The organism is Candidatus Roizmanbacteria bacterium, assembly GCA_016699265.1.
Lineage (GTDB): Bacteria > Patescibacteriota > Microgenomatia > UBA1406 > GWC2-37-13 > CAZLQR01.
Window position 1 is genome coordinate 629,098 of record CP064967.1, and the last position, 21,763, is coordinate 650,860.

General features: G+C 40.7%; 27 protein-coding genes and 1 pseudogene. 22 read left to right on the top strand and 6 right to left on the bottom strand.

The window, feature by feature from the left end:
• Positions 1-119 precede the first annotated feature (119 nt).
• From IPH70_03640 to IPH70_03690, 11 genes are all read left to right on the top strand, one after another.
• Positions 120-1,412: a hypothetical protein gene (locus IPH70_03640; protein ID QQR63575.1), complete on the top strand. Its 1,293-nt coding sequence runs from the start codon at positions 120-122 to the stop codon at positions 1,410-1,412.
• 108 nt (positions 1,413-1,520) lie between these two features.
• Positions 1,521-2,858, top strand: coding sequence for a serine hydroxymethyltransferase (locus tag IPH70_03645; GenBank protein ID QQR63576.1), 1,338 nt, complete (start codon positions 1,521-1,523; stop codon positions 2,856-2,858).
• Entirely contained in the window at positions 2,855-3,160 is a 306-nt protein-coding gene (locus IPH70_03650; protein QQR63577.1) for a hypothetical protein, read from the top strand. Before IPH70_03645 ends, IPH70_03650 begins: the two co-directional genes overlap by 4 nt.
• Positions 3,160-3,675 (top strand): hypothetical protein, encoded by a 516-nt coding sequence (locus IPH70_03655; GenBank protein ID QQR63578.1) that lies wholly within the window; start codon positions 3,160-3,162, stop codon positions 3,673-3,675. Before IPH70_03650 ends, IPH70_03655 begins: the two co-directional genes overlap by 1 nt.
• Positions 3,651-4,220: a hypothetical protein gene (locus IPH70_03660; GenBank protein ID QQR63579.1), complete on the top strand. Its 570-nt coding sequence runs from the start codon at positions 3,651-3,653 to the stop codon at positions 4,218-4,220. The genes IPH70_03655 and IPH70_03660 overlap by 25 nt, the downstream gene beginning before the upstream one ends.
• Before the next feature lie 7 nt (positions 4,221-4,227).
• Complete coding sequence (locus IPH70_03665) at positions 4,228-5,448, top strand: radical SAM protein (GenBank protein QQR63580.1); 1,221 nt, start codon at positions 4,228-4,230, stop codon at positions 5,446-5,448.
• Between the two features lie 85 nt (positions 5,449-5,533).
• Positions 5,534-6,547 (top strand): dTDP-glucose 4,6-dehydratase, encoded by a 1,014-nt coding sequence (gene rfbB, locus IPH70_03670; GenBank protein QQR63581.1) that lies wholly within the window; start codon positions 5,534-5,536, stop codon positions 6,545-6,547.
• A gap of 92 nt (positions 6,548-6,639) precedes the next feature.
• Positions 6,640-7,473, top strand: a complete 834-nt coding sequence (locus IPH70_03675) for an NAD(P)-dependent oxidoreductase (GenBank protein QQR63582.1) — start codon at positions 6,640-6,642, stop codon at positions 7,471-7,473.
• A gap of 66 nt (positions 7,474-7,539) precedes the next feature.
• Positions 7,540-8,832, top strand: a complete 1,293-nt coding sequence (locus IPH70_03680) for a UDP-glucose/GDP-mannose dehydrogenase family protein (GenBank protein QQR63583.1) — start codon at positions 7,540-7,542, stop codon at positions 8,830-8,832.
• A 76-nt stretch (positions 8,833-8,908) separates the two neighbouring features.
• Positions 8,909-9,859: an NAD-dependent epimerase/dehydratase family protein gene (locus tag IPH70_03685; protein QQR63584.1), complete on the top strand. Its 951-nt coding sequence runs from the start codon at positions 8,909-8,911 to the stop codon at positions 9,857-9,859.
• Positions 9,860-9,904: 45 nt separating this feature from the next.
• On the top strand, positions 9,905-11,035 hold the full coding sequence (locus IPH70_03690; protein QQR63585.1) for a glycosyltransferase: 1,131 nt from the start codon (positions 9,905-9,907) through the stop codon (positions 11,033-11,035).
• A gap of 35 nt (positions 11,036-11,070) precedes the next feature.
• Here IPH70_03690 and IPH70_03695 read toward each other — a convergent pair whose 3' ends face one another.
• The gene (locus tag IPH70_03695) at positions 11,071-11,979 is read right to left on the bottom strand and encodes a PEGA domain-containing protein (protein QQR63586.1); all 909 of its coding nucleotides are present in this window, start codon (positions 11,977-11,979) and stop codon (positions 11,071-11,073) included.
• A 24-nt stretch (positions 11,980-12,003) separates the two neighbouring features.
• On the opposite strand from IPH70_03695, the gene IPH70_03700 reads away from it, so the two are divergent.
• Both IPH70_03700 and IPH70_03705 read left to right on the top strand, forming a co-directional pair.
• Positions 12,004-12,282, top strand: coding sequence for a hypothetical protein (locus IPH70_03700; protein ID QQR63587.1), 279 nt, complete (start codon positions 12,004-12,006; stop codon positions 12,280-12,282).
• A 71-nt stretch (positions 12,283-12,353) separates the two neighbouring features.
• The gene (locus IPH70_03705; GenBank protein QQR63588.1) at positions 12,354-12,905 is read left to right on the top strand and encodes a LytR C-terminal domain-containing protein; all 552 of its coding nucleotides are present in this window, start codon (positions 12,354-12,356) and stop codon (positions 12,903-12,905) included.
• Here the strand turns inward: IPH70_03705 and IPH70_03710 are convergent, their stop codons facing one another.
• From IPH70_03710 to IPH70_03720, 3 genes are read right to left on the bottom strand one after another with little or no spacing between them, the layout of a single operon-like run.
• Positions 12,906-13,505, bottom strand: a complete 600-nt coding sequence (locus tag IPH70_03710; protein QQR63589.1) for a DNA-3-methyladenine glycosylase 2 family protein — start codon at positions 13,503-13,505, stop codon at positions 12,906-12,908.
• Positions 13,506-13,511: 6 nt separating this feature from the next.
• Positions 13,512-13,832 carry a topoisomerase DNA-binding C4 zinc finger domain-containing protein gene (locus IPH70_03715; GenBank protein QQR63590.1) on the bottom strand — a complete coding sequence of 107 codons (321 nt, stop codon included), beginning with the start codon at positions 13,830-13,832 and terminating at the stop codon, positions 13,512-13,514.
• 38 nt (positions 13,833-13,870) lie between these two features.
• Positions 13,871-15,001, bottom strand: coding sequence for a cysteine--tRNA ligase (locus IPH70_03720; GenBank protein QQR63591.1), 1,131 nt, complete (start codon positions 14,999-15,001; stop codon positions 13,871-13,873).
• Positions 15,002-15,116: 115 nt separating this feature from the next.
• Here IPH70_03720 and IPH70_03725 point away from each other — a divergent pair, with 115 nt between their 5' ends.
• From IPH70_03725 to IPH70_03765, 9 genes and pseudogenes are all read left to right on the top strand, one after another.
• Entirely contained in the window at positions 15,117-15,773 is a 657-nt protein-coding gene (locus IPH70_03725) for a PIG-L family deacetylase (protein ID QQR63592.1), read from the top strand.
• Between the two features lie 22 nt (positions 15,774-15,795).
• The gene (locus IPH70_03730; protein ID QQR63593.1) at positions 15,796-16,302 is read left to right on the top strand and encodes a hypothetical protein; all 507 of its coding nucleotides are present in this window, start codon (positions 15,796-15,798) and stop codon (positions 16,300-16,302) included.
• A gap of 17 nt (positions 16,303-16,319) precedes the next feature.
• A complete protein-coding gene (gene argS / locus IPH70_03735; protein ID QQR63594.1) occupies positions 16,320-18,011 on the top strand; it encodes an arginine--tRNA ligase in 1,692 nt (563 codons plus the stop codon).
• A gap of 2 nt (positions 18,012-18,013) precedes the next feature.
• Positions 18,014-18,649 carry an MFS transporter gene (locus IPH70_03740; GenBank protein ID QQR63595.1) on the top strand — a complete coding sequence of 212 codons (636 nt, stop codon included), beginning with the start codon at positions 18,014-18,016 and terminating at the stop codon, positions 18,647-18,649.
• Between the two features lie 296 nt (positions 18,650-18,945).
• Positions 18,946-19,194 (top strand): hypothetical protein, encoded by a 249-nt coding sequence (locus IPH70_03745; protein ID QQR63596.1) that lies wholly within the window; start codon positions 18,946-18,948, stop codon positions 19,192-19,194.
• 12 nt (positions 19,195-19,206) lie between these two features.
• Positions 19,207-19,287 (top strand): annotated as a pseudogene (locus IPH70_03750) (hypothetical protein).
• Between the two features lie 224 nt (positions 19,288-19,511).
• Entirely contained in the window at positions 19,512-19,781 is a 270-nt protein-coding gene (locus IPH70_03755) for a hypothetical protein (GenBank protein QQR63597.1), read from the top strand.
• Positions 19,768-20,007 (top strand): hypothetical protein, encoded by a 240-nt coding sequence (locus IPH70_03760; protein ID QQR63598.1) that lies wholly within the window; start codon positions 19,768-19,770, stop codon positions 20,005-20,007. Before IPH70_03755 ends, IPH70_03760 begins: the two co-directional genes overlap by 14 nt.
• Positions 20,008-20,024: 17 nt before the next feature.
• The gene (locus IPH70_03765) at positions 20,025-20,486 is read left to right on the top strand and encodes a hypothetical protein (GenBank protein QQR63599.1); all 462 of its coding nucleotides are present in this window, start codon (positions 20,025-20,027) and stop codon (positions 20,484-20,486) included.
• Here IPH70_03765 and IPH70_03770 read toward each other — a convergent pair.
• Together IPH70_03770 and efp are read right to left on the bottom strand one after the other, a co-directional pair.
• Complete coding sequence (locus IPH70_03770) at positions 20,452-21,078, bottom strand: helix-turn-helix domain-containing protein (protein QQR63600.1); 627 nt, start codon at positions 21,076-21,078, stop codon at positions 20,452-20,454. The two genes, IPH70_03765 and IPH70_03770, sit on opposite strands and share 35 nt — an antisense overlap.
• A 121-nt stretch (positions 21,079-21,199) precedes the next feature.
• The gene (gene efp, locus IPH70_03775) at positions 21,200-21,763 is read right to left on the bottom strand and encodes an elongation factor P (GenBank protein QQR63601.1); all 564 of its coding nucleotides are present in this window, start codon (positions 21,761-21,763) and stop codon (positions 21,200-21,202) included.

The window sequence follows — 21,763 nt, forward strand, 5'->3', positions numbered from 1 at the left end:
CTAATTTCTAATCGACCTAAAAAGTACTAAACTCTAAATATCAATTACTTGTAAAAACTTGGGTAAATTGGAATTGTTTAGAGTAATCAGAGCAATTAGAATAATTAGAAATTAATTATATGGATTTCCTACTAACCAAAACACCTCTCATCTTTCTAACCCAAAGTTTCTGGCGGGATGAGGCATTCAGTTACTTGATGGCTCATCAAAATCTCTGGCAGATACTTCTTACAACCGCAAAAGATTTTAGCCCTCCATTTTATTATGTGTTACTCAACTTCTGGATGCGTATCTTTGGTAGTTCAGAGATATCACTACGATCACTGTCCTTAGTTTTTTTCTATGCTACGATCTATATCGTAGACCATCTCCTGATTGACGTTCTCAAGATCAAAACCAAATGGCGTTTTGCATATCTTTTCCTTGTGGCGATAAACCCATTTCTTATTTACTACGGATATGAAGCCCGCATGTACAGTATGTCCGCATTTTTTGTGACTCTGTCGTGGTACTCCTTACTTACAGGAAAGAAAAAAATGCATATCATATCTTCGGTGCTTGGACTTTATACTCACTATTTCACCGCACTGGCTTTGATTTCTCAGTTCATTTATGTGCGACTACTTAAGAATAGTAAACAACTTATTATTCATTTCGTTTGGATAGGTTTTTTATTTGTGCCATGGGTAGTCTTTACCTTAGTTTTTCACGGTTCTTCAGACAGTTCTTTTTGGATACTCAGTCCAACCATATCTCTCATTAGATTAACTCCTGGAATAATTCTTACGGGTTTTGAGGAGTCGTTTCAGAAGTACTCAACGCCTTTAGTAGGTCTTACTATCATAGCCTACGGCGCTATATTCATTTCATTAAAAAATACCTTGAGAAGTAAAAGGGACCAAGGCAAGTCTGCCTTCTTACTACTTTGGACCTTAGTTCCAGCATTAATATCGCTCGTTATCTCGGCCATGAAACCTATATTTTTACCACGCTACTTTATTTATTCTGCAACTGGAATTTCTCTTCTCATTATTCATTCTCTGGAACAGATTAAACCTTCGGTAAGAGTGCTCGTCTACACATTGATAATCATTTTTCTCTTGCAGTACAATTCAATTCAGATCACCGAGCGAGCAAAAGGCGATGTCCGAGCGCTAGTCAACAAACTTCAAAAGGTTATGTCTCGCGATGATGTGATCTATGTGGAGAGCGAACTTGACTATCACACCGTCCAGTATTACTTCGAGCCAAGCAGAGTTTACATTTATCGAAAAAGCTTTCAAGAGATTCCTGAGTACGTTGGAAAAGTTCTCATTTCAGAATCACATGTGGTCTCTACTCTTCCTCAGTTTCCTAAAAAAGCCTACGTTATTCACACTAATTTGTCCTTCGACATTTTGTCGATGAACTGAGGTTAGTATTCGGTATCTCGTATTTGGCATCTCGTATTAAGATACGTCATACGGCATACGTAATACGATATACGATATACGATTCATGTTGTGCGGTATAATAGTCGTATGAAACATCTCCCGAAGATTGATCCAGAAATAGCCCAACTTATTAAGAGCGAGGAAAAAAGACAAGAATCAACGCTCATGATGATCCCTTCTGAAAACGTCGCATCCTATGCGGTTGAGGAGGCGGTCGGATCCGCTTTTGGAAATAAGTATTCTGAAGGGTATCCGAATAGACGATATTATCAAGGTCAGGAATTTGCAGATAAACTCGAGTCATTAGTCATAGAAAGAGCCAAGAAACTTTTTAAAGTAGCCCATGTAAATGTCCAGGCATTGTCTGGCTCTCCAGCCAACTTCGCCGTCTATACCGCTCTTCTGAAACCTGGGGCAACCATCATGGGACTTTCATTAAGCTCAGGAGGCCACCTCACTCATGGAGCTAGATTTAACGCAAGCAGTATTTACTTCAACGCAGTTAATTACAATGTTCGACCAGATGGTTACATCGACTACGAGGCTCTAAAGAAGCAAGCAAAAAAAGTTAAACCAGACATTATTATCGCTGGCACAACGGCATACGCTCGAATTCTTAACTGGAAAAAATTTGCAGAAATTGCAGATAGCATCGGAGCATTGCTCTTGGCGGATATGTCGCATATCTCGGGACTAGTTGCTACTGGGGTATATCCTTCCCCAGTACCATTCGTCCACGTTGTGACGACTACCACTCACAAGACGCTTCGTGGTCCACGAGGAGCCCTCATCATGGTTACTAACAAAGGACTTAAAAAAGATCCGGATATGTCGACTAAAATTGACAAAGCTATAATTCCTGGGATTCAAGGAGGACCACACCTTAACACGATCGCTGGAATTGGCGTAACTTTAAAAGAGGCAAGCTCAAAAAAGTTTGTTACCTACTCTAAACAGATTCTTAAAAACGCAAAGGTGCTCGCCTCTGAGTTAATCAAGTATGACTTTTCATTAGTTACTGGAGGTACCGACTCCCACCTGATGCTTGTAGACTGTCGAAATAAAAAAATCCTTGGCAACACTGCAGCGCTTGCCTGTGAGGCCTCCGGAATTATTCTCAACTACAACGGAGTACCATTTGATCCTAATCCCCCATTTTACCCTTCTGGAATTCGTCTTGGGACACCAGGGATAACCAGTAGAGGAATGAAGGAACCAGAAATGAGGAAGATTGCATCATATATCGACGAAACTCTTACTGCTGTAGCAAAAACAAAAAAACGTCTTAACATCACCGATGAACAGGAACGCAAACGAGATATTCGTAAATCCCTGATTGACCAAACACCAGAGCTCAAGGAAATAAAAAAGCAAGTAGAGTCCTTATGTAAGCGTTTTCCTCTAAATAAGGTCTACCCGATATGACATATTTGTTAATCGCTGCAAACGTAGCAATGCTCCTTACATTAGCTTTGGGCTTCCGAACACTTCCTCCAGCACTACCACTCTTTTACTCCAAACCCGGAGGTGAAATGCAGCTTGCGGTATGGTGGCTCATTCTGATTATTCCGGTATGTATGAATGGACTCTACATCCTAAACAATACAATTACCCGAAAGTTATTTTCTCAGTCCGACTTTGCGTATAAAATTATTCATTATGCCAATCTACTACTCATCGGTATCTTCACTATGATTTTTATAAAAATTGTTACGCTTGTCTCATAATGGCACCGGTTTTGGCGCTCATACTTTCAGCATCATTTTCTTACTGCTTTACCATTCCGACTATCTGGCTCGCAAAAAAACTCAGACTCGTCACCGACTCAAAAACTCGTAAGCACCCAGCACATACGCATACCGGAATCATTCCACGCGCAGGCGGAGTCCCGATATTTTTAGCGTTCCTTTGTAGTGCGTTCGTCTTTCTCGACCTTGATAAGATTGTTGTGGGTATCATGATTGCAAGCTTAATTCATGTGCTTATCGGTCTGTACGATGACTATATCGACAGTTCACCGTATTCACGATTCGTGGGTAATTTTCTCGTTGCGGCTATTGTGGTCGCAGCAGGACTTGGAATTCCCTATCTTTCAAATCCATTCGGGGGAGTCGTTCATTTTGACTCAATAGTTTGGTCATTTAGTCTAATTGGTCCTCACAGTATTCTCGTGATCGGTGATCTGCTTGCTATAATCTGCCTGTCTGGACTACAAATATGGTTAACTGGAGTAAGGGTGTAGACGGGCAGCTCCCTGGTTTCGTTGCGATTGCAGGTATTTTTCTCGGTTTACTCTCTCAGAGGTTCGTGGCGCATGATGTGAGCGCACAGACTGTTATGACTTTGTCATTTATCTTTGCTGGAGCATATCTTGGGTTTCTTCCATTTAATTTTTATCCCCAAAAAATAATGCCAGGATATGGCGGAGGAGGTATGGCAGGACTTTGGTTGGGAATTCTAGCAATTCTTTCATTCGGAAAAATCGGAACGGCCATCTTAATTCTTGCGATTCCAACTACAGATGCGGTCTATAGTATCTTAAGAAGACTCAAGAACAAGCAGTCACCATTCAAGGCAGACTGGGGTCATTTTCATCATAAACTCCTTGAGATTGGGTGGGGAAGGCGAAGGATTGCTGTATTTTACTGGAGTGTCTCCGCAGTTCTTGGAGTCGCCAGTTTATTTTTGCAGGGAGTCGAAAAGGTGATAGCATTTGCGATGGTGAGCATAGCCCTCCTAATCTTCATTCTCGCAATCGACCAGCTTAAACTGAAAAAATTTAATTAATCTTCCTATGAAATATTTTCTCAAGACATTTGGTTGTCAACAAAATCATGCAGACTCTGAGCGTCTACGTAAGAGCTTCGATGCTCGTGGCATCATTGAGTCTGGATCTTACGAGGAGGCAAACTACGTCATTATCAATACCTGCATGGTGCGTGAATCTGCAGAAAACAGGGTGTATGGATTGGTAAATAATCTTGGAGAGATAAAAAAAGAAAAAATAGCGAAGAATGAGTTCTATAAAATCATCATCACAGGTTGTATGGTGGGACTCGCCTTTCGCGATAAGACCGGCAAATTTTTAGACAAAATTCGTAACGCTATGCCGGCAGCAGATGAGTTCATGCCCATTGAGGAGGTAGGTTTCGATCTAGAGCCGGTTCGCAATAACGCAACACATGCTTGGGTGCCAATTTCCAATGGATGTAACAACTTCTGCACATTCTGCGTGGTTCCATTTACTCGAGGGAGAGAGATTAGTCGTCCATTTCATTCAGTACTTGAGGAATGTGAGAACCTAAAGAAAAAAGGGTATACGTCAGTAACCCTCCTTGGACAGAACGTCAATTCGTATGGTTCTGATCTACTTATCGGAGAGGAGAATGTTCAAACACAACGAGATCTCGAAAAAACCTACTTTAGTGATAAAACCGAACTGACGAATCCCCGTGTAAAAATTGAGTTCAAACTGCATGGAAAAAAGATCGAGCCAATTTACGTCAAGCATCTTGGGCGCTTTAGGATTCCAACACTGTTCCCGTATCTCCTTGAGGCCGTAGCACAACTTGGCTTTGAGAAGGTTGATTTTTACTCAGCTAATCCATGGGACTACTCCGATGAGCTTATAGATGTTATTGCTCGAAATACAAATATCACTCGCGATCTTCATATTCCGGTTCAGTCTGGAGATACCGAGGTTCTTAAAAGGATGAATCGCTGGTATAGTCACGACGACTATCTCAACTTAATCTCAAAACTTAAAAGTAAGATTCCTGAGATGAAGATTAGCACGGACATAATTGTTGGCTTCCCCGGTGAGACCGACGCAGAGTTTGAGAATACGGTCAAGCTTGCGAAGGAAGTTGGGTTTTATAAAGCGTACCTTGCGATGTACTCTCAACGACCGATGACCTCAGCAACGAAGTTAATGGAGGATAGCGTTCCCCATCCGGTGAAAAAACAACGCTGGCAAATCTTGGAAGACCTCATCAACAAACCCCACCTGTCCTAAAACTTGTATCTTATAGCTTGTAACTTTATAATTACTTGACTATGAAAGTGCTTTTTTTCAAGATACAATTTTCGAGCTATAAGATATGAGACTACTTGTAACTGGTGGTGCTGGGTTTATAGGATCTAACTTCATTCTTTACTGGCTTAAGAAATATCCTAAAGATACAATCGTCAACGTCGATAAGCTCACCTACGCAGGAAACCTAGAGAACCTCTCCTCAATAAAAGACAATAATAGCTACGCCTTCGTGAAGGCAGACATCTGCGATGCCAAACATATGAATACGCTAATGGAGGGCGTTGACACCGTCGTTCATTTCGCGGCTGAATCGCACGTCGATCGTTCCATTATAGACTCCGATCCGTTTGTGCAGACAAATGTGCTTGGCACCCAGACGCTGCTAAAGGCTGCAATTAACCATAAGATTAAACGATTTCACCATGTTTCTACCGATGAGGTCTTTGGCTCATTAGAACTTAACTCAAAAGAAAAGTTTAGTGAAACGACTCCCTACGATCCTCGTAGTCCGTACTCGGCCTCAAAGGCTGCATCGGATCATCTGGTTCGCGCTTTTTATCACACATACGGATTACCCATCACTATCTCAAACTGCTCGAATAACTTTGGCCCATTTCATTTTCCAGAAAAATTGATCCCGTTGGCGATCACAAATATTCTTGAAGGACTCAAGGTTCCGGTCTATGGCGACGGATTATACGTGCGCGATTGGCTCTTTGTAGAAGACCATTGTGAGGCGATTGATGCAATCTTGCAGAAGGGAAAGGTAGGAGAAACCTACTGCGTTGGAAGTATGACTCAGGATGTACCAAATATCGAGATTGTAAATCAGATCTGCGCATTAATGGGCAAGAATCCTGGTGAAGTCATCGAACATGTGAAGGATCGACCCGGTCATGATCGACGGTATGCCATCGACTTCTCAAAGATTCAAAATGAACTCGGATGGAGTCCAAAACATAGTTTTGAGTCAGCGCTCAAATCAACTATCGAATGGTATCGTGCAAACGAGACGTGGTGGAAACATATTAAAACGGGAGAATATAAAGAATATTACGATAAGCAATACCAGCAGTAATTATTATTTATTATTTTTTATTTATTATTGAATTTGTATTTTTAAATTTCATAAATTTAATAAAAACTAAGAACTAAAAAATAAAAACCATTATGAAGGTAGCAATTACCGGTTCCACTGGCTTAGTCGGCTCACGAATCGTCGAGCTGCTCCAAGACAACTTCACCTTTATACCTCTTAACCACAGCGATGTTGATTTGACCGATAAAGATTCTGTGGACGCCGCTCTTTCAGACCTTGATTTCGACCTCCTCCTGCACTGCGCGGGCTACACAAATGTCGATAAAGCTGAGATTGAGAAAGAGCAGGCTACCCTTCTCAACGTGGAGGCGACTCGATATTTGCTCGAAGCAACTCAAAAAAAGAATAAAAAAATCATATATATTTCTACCGACTTTGTCTTCGATGGTCGAGAAGGGCCGTATGACGAGAATAGTCAACCAAATCCAATCGGATATTACGGCAAAACGAAGTTTGAAGGTGAGGAGGTTGTGAAAGATCGGGGGATGATTGTGCGAATCTCTTACCCATATCGCGCTGCGTACGAGAAGAGAGGAGATTTTTTCAGAACAATCAAATCACTCGTGAAGCAGGGTAAGTCGATTACTGGAATTACCGACTCAATAATTACTCCAACCTTTATTGATGATATTGCGTATGGACTCAAATATCTCATGAAAAACTTCCGTCCCGAGATCTTCCATCTCGTAGGCGGAGACTCACTCAGTCCACACGATGCTTTCACTGCAATTGCTGAGGTATTTCAACTCGATTCATCTCTTATTGCGAAGACGACCTATGATGAATTTTTCAAGGGTAAAGCTCAACGACCTAGACATGGACACACCATTTCAGTAAAAAACTCCTTTCACCCCATGAAGACCTTCAAGGATGCTTTGATTGAAATAGCTGCCTCCATAAAGTAGTATGATTACTTAAAAGTAGTCATCCTGAGCGTAGTTGAAGGATAAATTTGATAACATTAGTTACGTATGACAATCACCGTAGTTGGCCATGGATATGTAGGACTCGTAAGCGCATGTGTCTTTGCCGACTTTGGTAACAAAGTTTGGGTTGTCGGCCACACACCTGAGAAGCTACAGCGGCTAAAGAACGGTGATCCCATTATCTATGAACCGGGCCTCGCCGAGATGTTGAAAAAAAACATTGCGGCCGGACGCCTCCATTTCACTGACTCCTTCGATCCGGCAGTTAAGGAATCAGCTATTGTTTTTATTACCGTCGGAACACCACCTAAAAAGGACGGGAGCGCTGATCTATCTGCGGTATATAAGGTAGCCGAAAATATTGCAAATAATCTTGGGGATAAATTTACCGTTGTATCATGTAAAAGCACTGTACCTGTTGGGACTAACCTAGAGGTTGAAAAAATCCTGATCAAAAACAAGCCGAAAGGCGCAACTATTGCCGTTGCATCCTGCCCTGAGTTTCTACGCGAAGGATCGGCTATCTCAGATACTGTTAAACCCGATCGAGTGGTAATTGGTTCAAATGACAATAATGCAATTAAGGCGCTCCTCGACCTCCATGCTACATTTCCAGGTAAGCGCGTGGTTACCAACCTCCCATCTGCGGAACTTATAAAATACGCTTCGAACTCAATGTTGGCCACCAAAATTTCGTTTGCGAATCTCATCTCGTTTTTCTGTGAACAAACAGGTGCGGATGTTGAGATGGTCCTTGATGCGGTTGGAATGGATAAACGTATTGGGAGAGTCTTTATGTACTCAGGCGTCGGTTACGGCGGATCATGTTTCCCGAAGGACGTTCAGGCTTTAACTGAGACAGGAAAACATTTGGGAGTAGATGTCTCGCTCCTTGAGTCGGTGGAGGAAATTAATCATGAAGCACGAAAGCTCTTTGTTGATAAAGTTACCAAACATGTGAAAGGTAAGGCAATTGCCATCTGGGGACTTGCCTTCAAACCCGATACGGACGATGTACGATTTGCCCCCTCTGTCTACATGATCGAGAGACTTTTAAAAGAAGGATATTCGATCAAGGCATATGATGCAGCTGCCATGAGTAATGTCCGTAAACTAATCTCGGACCCTCAATTAGAGCTCGTAGACGAGCCGTATTCTGCACTTGAAGGAGCAGATGCATTACTCGTACTCACTGAGTGGAATGAGTTTAAGCAGGTAGATCTTTCCAAGTTAAAAAAACTTCTCAAATCGCACCTCATATTCGATGGGAGGAATATGTACGATCCAGAAAAGATGAGAGCTGAAGGCTTTACGTATTTTGGAGTGGGAAGATCCTGATTAATTTTCATTTTGAAATTTTTAATTTTTATTCAGTATTAAATTATTTCAAAGTTCAAATTTCTAAATTCAAATTATGAAGATATTGGTTACTGGAGGAGCAGGATTTATCGGTTCGCATCTTTGCGAAGCACTACTCTCTCTAGGTCATTCAGTAATCTGCGTGGATAACTTTTCTTCGAGTTTAAAATCTAATATCTCGAGGCTCATTAAAAACTCTCAGTTCAGCTTCGTCGAGTATGACGTGACGGTGCCAGGGCTTGAGGTTGGTCCATTCGAACGACTCTACCACCTTGCCTCTCCTGCATCTCCAAATCATCATAGTCCGATCAGTTACCACGCTCTAGCGCTCGAGACGATGCTTGTTAATACTCAAGGAACACTCAACTTACTTCGCCTTGCACAGAAGAACAAGGCGCGATTTCTCTTTTCCTCAACATCTGAAGTTTACGGCGATCCGTTAGTGAATCCCCAACCAGAAACCTATCTTGGAAATGCATCAACTACCGGACCACGATCTGTGTATGATGAGGCAAAGAGATTTGGCGAAACTCTAATTTCCTACTTTGTGAGAGACCATAATCTTGATGCAAGGATTGCAAGAATTTTTAATACCTACGGACCACAGATGCATCCCCAAGACATGAGAATGGTTGAGTCCTTCATCGTCTCTGCGCTCAAAAACGAACCGATAAATATTTTTGGTGACGGTCTGCAGACACGATCTCTCTGTTATGTAACAGATACAGTAGATGGACTCATCAAACTGATGGAACTAGATGACGGCAAAGGAAAAGTAGTAAACATAGGATCCGAAGAAGAAAAAACCGTCAATGATTTCGCTGACATGATTACGAAACTCTGTAATTCTACATCCGAGTTGTCACATACAGAAACCCTTCCACAAGATGACCCTAAAAAACGTCGTGCAGATATTTCCCTAGCGAGAAAGCTTTTAAACTGGGAGCCTAAAGTAACACTAGATGTTGGGCTTAAACAAACCATAGAATACATTCGCACCTTATGATCTTTCCGCGTTAATTCTTGTATATGGCGCGTGTATAATCGAAATATGAAAAAAGCAGTAATCATTATTCCTACATATAACGAAGCCTACGATATCGAGAAGATCCTCGAGTCTGTCTTCTCGATTACATCAAAGATAAATAACTGGCAATTTACAGTTTTGGTTATAGACAGCACCTCACCAGATGGAACCTCGCAGATTGTAGAGGGACTAAAAAAGAAGCATAAGAATCTTGTCTTGATCAAGACTAAGAAGGAAGGACTTGGTAAAGCGTATATGACGGGTTTCACCTATGCTCTGGAAAAGCTTGAAGCCGATCTTTTGTTCGAAATGGATGCAGATTTTTCACACGACCCATCGGTTCTTCCAGAATTTGTTCGAAAGATAGACGAAGGTGCAGATTTTGTAATAGGATCACGTTATCGAAAAGGAGGATCGATTCCTGCAGACTGGGGAATGAACCGCAAAATTTATTCAGTACTTGGTAATCTCATAATTCGTCTCGGTTTTATGAAACTTAAGATTTCTGACTGGACTTCAGGATATAGAGCTATTAGAAGTTGGGTTATCAAATCGAGTCTCTCTTATATTCAAAACAGTACCGGTTACGTCTTTCAAGTTGCGCTTCTTGAAAAGGCTGTGAAACTTCATGCTAGAGTCGAAGAGATACCAATCAACTTTGTAGATAGAAAATATGGTGTTTCAAAACTCAACTCAGGACAGTACATTAAAAATACCCTGCTATATGTACTTACACACTCATCTTTTATTAAATATGTCTTGGTTGGCGGATCGGGTTTTATTATCGATTTTGGTCTCTCATACCTAATGATCGAAAGGGTTCACACTCAGTTCCCAGTTTGGCTCGCTACTATAATGAGCGCAGAGGTCGCAATTATATGGAACTTCATCTGGAACAATTATTGGACATTCTCCCATAAGAAAGTCGGGCATAAATCACACGAATTTCTCACTAGTTTGGGCAAGTTTAATATTGTAGCGCTTGGCTCAATACTGATTCAAGCCGGACTAATCGAGCTTTGCGTGCGATCATTTGGACGCAGTTTTTGGTACATTTATAAAATTGCAATTTTAGGCTTTATAATTATTCCTTACTCATATGTCCTGTACAACAGAGTGATTTGGAAAGGCGGAAGACAGGAAGAAAAAAATTAGTATTTAATAGCAAGGATGTCTCAACATTCTAGATACTAGTTGGTTACTTTCTCGGAGTACTGAGCAGCAACCCATCCCTCCTGCTCATCATTAAAAAGAATTTTATACCAATTTGGTTTTTCTTCAACCAGCTCGTAGCTTTCACCTGGATTTACCTTAGCGGACTCTGAAGCATCAATTGATGGCTCTGATCTAACTCTTAACCAACCTGTTGGCGTTTCTTTTATTAAAATTACAATTTTTTTAGCTCCATCATCACCTGCAGACGCCTTGGATGTGGGCTGTTGTTCTTTAGTGATATTCTTTATTGTTGCACTCTTAGTCGACTCTTGCTGAGACAGTTGATCAATTGCCAACTTGACACTCGTGGACGTCCTATGTCCAGCCTCTACATTAAGTTTCAGGGTTCTTCTAAAAAAACCTGGCAAATAGATCGATAGCTCGTGTGTCCCTTTTGGAACATCGTATAGTATTAATGGAGCAACTCCTTTTTCGTCTAAATCTAGGTATACAAGCGCTCCCTGCGGATCCGACTCAACTGCGATTTCACCAACATTATCTTTAGTTGGTTTGGTTTCCATTTTTGTAAGAGTGGAGATCTCACCTGCAGTTGAGATATCAGAGTTTCCGAGAACTCGTCCGACATAGGTTACTGCATTTTTATATACCTTTATTTTGCCTTGCCAGGTGGCCGATTGAGACGCTTCTTTATTTGGAATGAGCTTTATGAGATACTCACCCACCTTCATTTTTTGCCTAACTGGAGTATTTCCAATCTGTATTTGGTCTAGATAGACTACTGACTGTGGAGTTGAAACTACTCTGATCTCTCCCAACTCAGTTTGACCGTTAAAAAAGAAGAACTTAAGAAGTAGGAAAATACCAAAAAGAACGACTAATACCGTTAGTAAAATTAACTTACCTTTGAATGAGCCTTTTCGCATACCACTATTATATACTCTATGTAGATGTACCACAAAACCGATCACGCATTAAACAGTCAAATTGCTGACCTGAATAAGGTGAAGATAAACGTATCGTTCAAGAAACTGCTGATCACGACGGTCGCCTACTTTCTTCTACTTCCGATTTTTGTATATCTTGCGATCACGACTCAATACGACATCATTATCTATCTGTACCTTGCCCCTCTTGCCCCAATCATTTTTGTGACCTACGTAATCTTCACCGGAAAACTAAAATGGCTTATTAAGATCGCACACAAGCTCCATGCTCTACGACCTTAGTTATTAGTGATTTGTTAGTTGTCATTGGCTCACATTTTGACATTTTTGATTAGGTACTATACAATCCTCGTATGGAAAATACCGAAGGTTCAATTCTAGATCGAGGCTCTATCCAGTCGTTTCCAACAATGTCTCCAAATAAAAAAGGTGGATCAAAGAAACTTTGGATTCTCATTGTGCTTATTGCGGTCGCCGTTGCTGCATTTTTATTTCTAAGGCCATCAGAAACGACAATTCAAAAACCTACACCAACGATTGAACCTACAACAATCATTGAAGAACCCCCGATTACGGATGAGACCAGTACGACTCCTACCACAGAACCGACAAAGGACGTCAAAAAAACCGCTACAGGGCCGAAGATACAGGTACAAAACGGTAGTGGTGCTGAGGGAGTGGCTGGTAAGATGCAGACTGCACTCTCAGACAGTGGTTATGATAATGTAGAAACCACAAATGCAGACAACTTCGACTACACAGAAGTTACAATCAAAGCAAAGGATGCATCGATGGAAACGGCCAAAAAAATTAAAACACAGCTGAAAGACTACTCGTTTGCAGAAGAAGTGGCTACTTTGAGTGATGACTCGGATTTTGACATCGTACTGATCGTAGGCAAGTGATCACTTTAACTCTAAGCTTTTCCACAGAACTCTACTTGCATAGGTTCTATAAGGTTTCCATCTGGAAACTATCATCTCAATCTGTTTTATAGAAGGCTCTTCCTTAAGTCCGTAAACCTTGATAATTCCTTTTTTAAGACCAAGGTCTCCAAAGGAAAATACGTCTTCTCTACCCAGAGCAAAGATCAAGAACATCTCTGCTGACCAAGGACCTATGCCCTTTATCTGAACCAGGGTATTGATGACATCTTCATTGCTCATATGCTCTAGCTTATCGAGATTCACAGTTTTATTATCAACTTTCGCTGCTAAATCTTTGAGACTTCTAACCTTTGCCCATGATGCTCCACATTCTCTAATCTTTTCGTCGGGAATATTAAACAAGGCTTGAGCAGTTATGTTCTTTTTAGGGAAAAGGTTTTTAAATCGTCCAAAAATTGTAGCTGCGGCCTTGCCCGATAGTTGTTGCGAAATAATAGTATCGCAGAGTTCTGAAAAAAAATTACGTGACTTTCTTAGGGGTATAAGAGGATTTTTTTCTATGTATCCGTATAGTTTGGAGTCTACGTTTTGAAGATGCTTTCGAGCCTTATGACTCATATTCGGTTAAAGCCACTGAACGTAGTCACAACCTTCTGAGGATTTTGTTTCTCGGTTCCAACTATTGGTTGAGCATTTTTTTAGTTTTTTTCCTGAGGCGCTGGTGTAGATTACAAGTTTAGAACCACATTTCGGACAGTCCTCATCTGTCTGTTCAGTTGCGCCTTTCTGCCACTCAACATAATCACATCCAGTCGAAGATCTAGTCTCTGCGTTCCAAACATTTGTCGAACAGCGTTTAAGTTTCTTACCTGATCGGGTAGTTGCCATTACTAAAGGACTCTGACACTTTGGGCATTTCTCATCAAGGTTCTGTACTTCATCCATAACAGTCATAGTACCAGCTACAACAGAAAAGTCAACAATCAAATTTTGAATCCTAGTAAATCTAGCCCTTTTTTTAGCGTATCGCCGCCACATTCTACTTCCAGATAACGCAGGGCTTCCGGAGTATTAAAATCATCCTCAAGAAATCCTTCAACCTTTTTCCAATCACCACTGTTTTGTTCTTGTAACCTAGAGCGTAGAGCTTTGAACTTTTTCTCGTAATTTTTTAATTCATCTTCTTCGTATTCCCATGGATGGCGGTAGTGGTGGGACAAAAGCAACCAACGAATGGCGCAAGAGGAGTATTTTTTCAAAAGATCCTCCACCAAAACTAGATTACCAAGGGATTTAGACATCTTCTCTCCTTCAAACATTACCATGCCGGTATGCATCCAAAACTGAACATATGGTTTTTTACCGGTAAAACTTTCGGACTGGGCAACTTCACTTTCATGATGAGGAAATATGAGGTCCCTACCACCACCGTGTATGTCGATCTGGTCACCAAGAGCCTCCTCTACCATTGCAGAGCATTCAATGTGCCATCCAGGTCTTCCCGGTCCCCAAGGTGACTTCCAGTTAGGATCTCCTTTAGCTTTTACCCATAAAACAAAGTCCATTGGATTTTTTTTATTAGGATCTGTTGGATCGTTTCCTCTCTCCTGAGAGATCATGAGCATCTGATCACGACCATATTTTGACAGAGATCCATAACCTTCGAACTTTGAAATATCAAAATATACATTCCCATTTTTTACGTAAGCAAAACCATTCGCTATAAGTGCTTCATTCATTGAAATTATTTGACCCATCACGCTTGACGCCAAAATATACTTGTCTGGTGGTAATACATTCAGCGCGTTCATCTGCTTATGAAAGTGTTCGATCCACTGTCGAGCTATCTCGGTCCATGATTTACCTGCCTCCGCCGCCTGTTTTATCACGTCGTCTCCGTCATTGATGTCAGTTGCATTCTGTATATAGGTAACGCTTAATCCTTTGAATTTTAAATATCTAATAAGAGTGTCGAAAACCGCGTATGTAAATGCATGACCTAAATGAGTAGCGTTGTTTGGAGTAATGCCGCAGACATATAGCTTAACAATACCTTTACTAAGGGGAACAAAATCCTTCTTATTTCTCGATAAAGAATCGTATAATTGGAGCATAAAGGCTAATTATACCGATTCGAGATCGTAATTTGAAGTTTGAAATTTGAAGTCAATATTTGAAAATTAAGCAATTAATAATTGAATATATATTAAAAACTTTAAATTAAAAATTATGAAAAAGGTCTTATGTATTTTCGCTCATCCAGATGATGAGTCCTTCGGCCCTTCAGGAACCATTCACCTGCTTACGAAAACTCATGAAGTCTACCTCGTCTGCATTACAAACGGAGACGCTGGAAAGAATTCTCATAAAACATCTAAGCTCCCTTTAGCTAAAATTCGCCAGCGTGAACTGAGAGCGTCCTCAAAATTTTTAGGCACAAAAAAAGTGTTTTTTCTAAACTACGGAGACGGTTCGTTAAATAATCTCCAGTATCACGACATCGCCAAAAAAATAAAGAAAATTAGTGATCGGCTCAAACCGGAAACTTTCATCACATTCGAACCTCGTGGCGTTTCCGGACACCTTGACCACATTGCCGCATCGATGATCACAAGTTACGTATTTGAGCGAACACCATATGTAAAAAAACTTATGCATTATTGCCTGAGTAAGGATCAGACAAGCTCAATGGGTGAGTATTTCATCTACAGACCAGAAGGTTACAGTGCGGATGAAATTGATGAGGTAGTAGACATTTCAACCGTTCGTGAGCTAAAAACTGCTTCAATGTATCTTCACAAATCACAGGTCCACGATGCGCAAAGAATTATCAAATTATTTGGAAACTTTACCAAGGAACACTTCATTGTTACTGAAAGGAATTAAGTTCGGGTTGTATAATGTCACTATGCCAAATCATCCAGAACAAGGAGCTTTCGATCTCGGAGACAAGCGACGACCAGAACCATCTAGCGATCCTGACAGCTTTGAAGGAGTTAGAAGAACTATTTCAGGAGGGCGAAAAGGCGTTCGACCTAATCCTACCGACCCACTCCTTAAAGGAGCTACCGAATTGCTTGAAGAACCAGAGGCAAAAGAATTGCCAGTTTATACTCATACTATCGCCCCCCATAAAAGAGTTTATTATATCGATGAAGATCCTAGTGGCCAGCGCTTACCAAGTTGGACAACTAGAACTCTACATCTGTGTGAAACGAACCAAACTATTCTGGTTACTGAAGCAAGAAGGAGAAAGAAATTGTTTACAACCACAGAGGACAGTGAAGCTCATCGAGAAGGTAGACCTTTATCGTTTTTTCCTGCAGGGGCTAGGGTTGCCACATCCGATGCAGTACGCCGCAAGACAATGGGCATGAACCAACCTCCATCAACGCCACTCCCTCAGCCCCGCTAATTTGATATCATATCTGCATGCTACAAACTGAAATAGAGCTTCTCATTATCGCTGCATTGAAATCTCTCAACCTTCAAGATGCATCTCCTGCACTAGCTCACATAGCAGATCAAAAGCTTGGAGACTACACAACCAGCATCGCACTCAAGCTAGCGCCCAAACTTAAAGCTACTCCAATGGAACTCGCACAGAAGATCGCCAACTCAATTCCAAAATCCGAACTCGTCGATAGGGTAGAGGTTCTAAAACCTGGTTTTATTAATATTCATGTATCCCCGCTTCAATTATTTAAACAATTAAAGGAGTTCTCCTCCAGAAACTTCAATTTATCTTCCTTGTTTTCTAAAAAAAATAAAACAGTAATAGTTGAGTACTCCTCACCTAATATCGCTAAGCCCTTCACCATCGGACATTTACGATCCACGATTATTGGCGACGCGATTGCAAACATGCTCCAAGCAACAGGCTATGACGTAAAACGAGATAACCACGTTGGCGACTGGGGAACTCAGTTTGGGAAACTTATTTATGCAATTCAAGAGTGGGGGAGTCTCGAAGAAATTGAAAGATCTCCCCGACCAGTAAAAGTTTTAGTGGATCTCTATGTTAAGTTCCACGAAGAGGCAGACAAAGACAAAGACCTGGAAGAACGCGCAAGAAAGAAATTTAAATTATTAGAAAACGGTGATGATCAAATTCGAGCTCTTTGGAATAACTGCATCGAATGGTCATGGAAGGAATTTGATTTTATATATAAAAAGCTAGGAATTGTTTTTACAGAAAATGAAGGCCGCGGATATGGCGAATCGTTCTTCGACAAAGACCTGATGGCAGTAGTTGACGAACTCAGCAAGAAAAAAATACTTCATAAAAGCGAAGGTGCTGAGATTGTTGAGTTTACGGATGAAAAATATCCCCCACTTATGATCACTAAGAGTGACGGCGCATCCTTGTACTCAACTCGAGATCTTGCGACAGATAAATTTAGACTAAAAAAGTACGGCAAGGATATAGTGATTATCAATGAAGTTGGAGCCGAACAGACACTCTACTTTAGACAGCTGTATGAGGTTGAAAGAATGCTTGGATGGTTTACGACTGGTCAGCGCATCCATGTTGGACACGGTCTCTACAGGTTTAAGGACCAAAAAATGTCTACGAGAAAAGGGAATACTATTTGGTTAGAGGACGTGATATCTGAGGCAGAGGTCCGAGCTTCCAAAATGGGAAATAATCCTTCTGTTTCTACAAGCATTGCTATCGCTTCACTAAAATGGAATGATCTGAAGCATTCACCACAACAAGATGTGATTTTTGACTGGGATCAAATTCTCAATATGCAGGGAAACTCAGGACCATATATGCTCTACACTATCGTGAGAGCTATCAGCATTCTTGGCAAAGCAGGGGAGTCTGATTTAGAAAATGGGGGAGAGACTCCCCTTTCCGGAGATGAACTCAACCTCGCAAGATTTCTATCTAAGTTCCCTGAAGTGGCACAACAAGCTACCACACAGTATCTTCCATCCACTCTAGCCACTTACCTATTTCAACTCGCTCAGCAATACAACGTTTTTTATCAAACCTCCCCTATCTTAAAATCTGATGAAAAAACGAAAGAGCTGCGTTTGATGATTACAGCTGCAACTGCAAACGTCTTAAAATCAGGCCTCAAATTACTCGGCATCCAAACAGTCGACAAAATGTAAACATGAATATTAAGAATTTTGAGGTAATGAGATGGCATAGTTTTTTCGACGGTTTCATACTACATGCACCAATAGCAGTTATATATTTTGCTAAAGTTTCTGGTTCTTTTGCGCTTGGAATGAGCGTTTTCTCAATAGGAATGGTTTCTTCTGCACTTTTAGAGATACCTACGGGAATTTTCTCGGACAAAATAGGTAGGAAGAAAACAATCCTGCTTGGTAGTATTTCTAGTGTTGTCTTTATCTTCATTTATGCAATGGCTACCTCTTACCAAATGCTTTTAATGGGAGCTGTTATCGCGGGTTTTTCACGTAGCTTGTTCAGTGGTAATAACGAGGCACTGTTGCACGACTCACTTAAAGAAAATGGGATTGAAAAAGAATTTTCTCACTACTATGGCAAGGTTAGCGCAATGGAACAATCCGCTCTTGGAATTGCAGCAGTCATTGGTGGAATAATAGCCTCTTGGTCTCTGAGATCAGTATTCTGGTTTTCACTAATCCCTCAAATAATCTGTGTATTTCTAAGCTTTCAACTAACAGAACCCAAAGTGCATTCAAAAGAATCAGGTAATATCTATCTCCACCTTAAAGAAGCGCTAAAAGGATTTGCGACTAACAAGAAACTTCGTCTTTAACACTCGCCAGCTCCACTACGTACGCTTTAACCGAAAGTTCATTTCAATTCAGATCTGCTTTTTTCAATCGCTCTGGCCCAGTATGGGCTCTCGGATTCGTGCAGGCGATTTCAAACATTTGTGCAACTATCAGTTTTTGATTTTAGCGATCGGGTTTTGAAAAATTTGGCGATATTAAATCCTTAGTAGCAGGCAATGTTTATGGGCGTGTTTTAAATATTATTGGCACTCATTTCCTACGATACTTTCCCCAATGGATCATGTCCCTAACATCAATAATTTATGGAGTGCTTACTGTGGCAAAGGAATCACTACTCCAGAAAGAGTATCAACAAGAACAGAGAGCAACGATGGGATCTCTAAATTCTTTTGCAGGTAGTTTTTATTCCAGGGTAGTTGCCTTCTGTCTTGGACTCATTGCTGATGCTCTAAATCCGGCAAAGGCGTTGTTAATAATGCAATTTTTTACAGCAGCTACAATAGTTTTTTATCTTTTGATTGCTCGGCATGATAAACTATCAAAGAAAATTTCTTTAAATAACTAATGTCATTTTTTTATCTGTACAAGCTGTGGTTATGGATCGGGATCTTGGATTGGAAAATGCCCAGACTGTAATGAATGGAACACACTGAAAGAACATAAAGATGACGAGAAACAGGATAAAAAGAATCTCCAAGAATTTACGAGTACAAAGTTTAGCGATATTGAGATTAGCGATAAACAACGAAAAAAAACGGGAATCTTCGAGTTCGACCGAGTTCTTGGTGGCGGAGTTGTCCCTGGTGAGGTAATCATGCTTACAGGTGAGCCTGGTATTGGAAAGTCTACCCTACTGCTTCAAGCGCTTCAAAACTTGCAACGGTGTATGTTTCGGGTGAAGAATCCGGCGAACAGGTCAAGGATCGCGCTCTGCGGCTTAGGATACCACTATCTAAGCTTCAGTTCTCAGATGTTCTTCAGATTGAGTCGGTCATTAAAGGTGTACAAAATATCTCAAAAACCTCTCTGGTCGAGCTTCTTGTTATTGATTCTGTTCAGACCGTTTACTCAAGAGAGATACCGGCAACAGCAGGTAGCATAACTCAACTCAAGGAAACAACCCAAAAGCTTGTACAGTTTGCAAAAATCTAATATCCCTGTCATTATTATTGGACACGTGACTAAAGATGGAGATATTGCAGGACCGAAAATGTTAGAGCATCTTGTGGACTGCGTTCTATTGTTTGAAGGAGAAAAGGTTTCTCATCACAGAGTACTCAGATCATTAAAGAATCGTTTTGGTTCTACCGATGAAATCGGTATTTTTGAGATGGACGAAAAAGGTCTCAAAGAAATAGACAACCCCTCGCCTTTCTAGAAAATCAACAAACAGAAATGGTGCTGGGTAAGGCAATCGTGGGTGTGGCGGAGGGTAAGAGACCTTTATTTTTTGAGATTCAGACATTAACTGTTCCGACCACCCTAAACTTCCCGAGAAGAATCGTAAATGGCGTTGACTATAACAAAGCACTCTTACTCCTTGCAGTCATACGAAAGCATCTGAACATTTCCCTCGACAGCCTAGACGTGTATATTAATGTCGTAGGAGGCGTACAGGTTAAGTCACCTGCAGTAGATTTAGGAATTGTTGCCGCGCTACTCTCTTCCCTTTCTAACCAAGCTGTTCCTAAAAAAACGGTGTTCTTTGGCGAGGTAGGACTATTGGGTGAGGTTCGTACCGTCTCATTTCAGGACAAGATAGGTCAGGAAGCCACCAGACTAAAGTTTAGTACTATTATTTCTTCCAAAAATCTCAAAAACATTAAGGATCTAAAACGTATTCTTTTTCCACGATAGTATTTTTTCCGTTCGCACCTTGTATCCTAATTATTAGAGTATTTTTTCCTTTTTTTAATGGATAGTCATACTTAAAAACTCCAGATTCATCCTGATAGACGCGTGTTCCAAACATAGTAATTACCGCTTCTTTCTCTGTCTTTCCAACGACCGTTACCTTATCTACTCTTCTAAACACGGTCTCAACTGGCTCATAAATTCGCAGTGTTGGTGGCATAACAAATCTATATATTTGATATCCAAAATAGCTGAAGAACAAAATTGCCACAATTGTTATACCTATAACGGTTGATCTCCTTCGTTCAGATAAGAGCAGTTTACGAGAAAGTTTTCCCTTAAAGTTGGGATCCTCCTCCCTCTTCTCATATTCTCTTCTAAAAAAAGCAAGAGCCCTATTCGAATCAATCTCAAGAAATGTGGCGTAGTTTTTTATAATACCACTAATATATACATTGGACGTGAATTGCGACCAATCGTTTCTTTCAACTGCAGCTAAAAACTTGGATCGCACTCGAATCTTTTTCTCGATATCTTGAAGTGATAAACCTTTTTTATCTCGAGCGGTTTTAAGTATTTCACCAACAGTTAACATAATAAAAGTTCTTATTTGTCATTTCTTAATTCTTAATCAATAATGCTTGTAATTGAACTTAAGTACTAACCGTAATTCTTAATGTATTTTAGTACTAAGAACTAAAAACTAAGAACTAAAGTTATTGCTTAACCCTTTCGACGTAGAGGCCCGTTTCTGCGCTTACAGACACCACATCTCCTTTCTTGACAAATAGGGGAACCATTACTGTCAATCCTGTTTCAAGTGTTGCCAATTTCTTTGCACCGGAGACCGTGTCTCCTTTAACAGCATCCTCCGTACTCACAACTTCAAGATGCACATTTGCTGGCGGACGAACAGAAAGAGGATCCTCGCCGTGCATCACCACGAAATACTTATTTCCTTCTTTTAGGTAATTTGCAAAATCGACTGTCTCAGTTGGTACTGCTATTTGTTGATAAGTTCTTTCGTTCATAAAATACAACGACTCAGTATCTTTGTAGAGATACTGCATCTCAATCGTGTCTACGTCAGCGGTCTCAAGCGAGAATGTGGTTTTGAAGTTAAGTTCCAATGTCTTTGTATTCGTAACACTTTTCATTCGAATGCGAATATTAGCCTGACCTCGTCCTTGATAATTGAATTCTGTCTTAAGTACCTGCCAGATATCTCCTTGCTGATTTAAGAAATCCCCTTTTTTTACACTCCCCGCTTCAATCTTCAT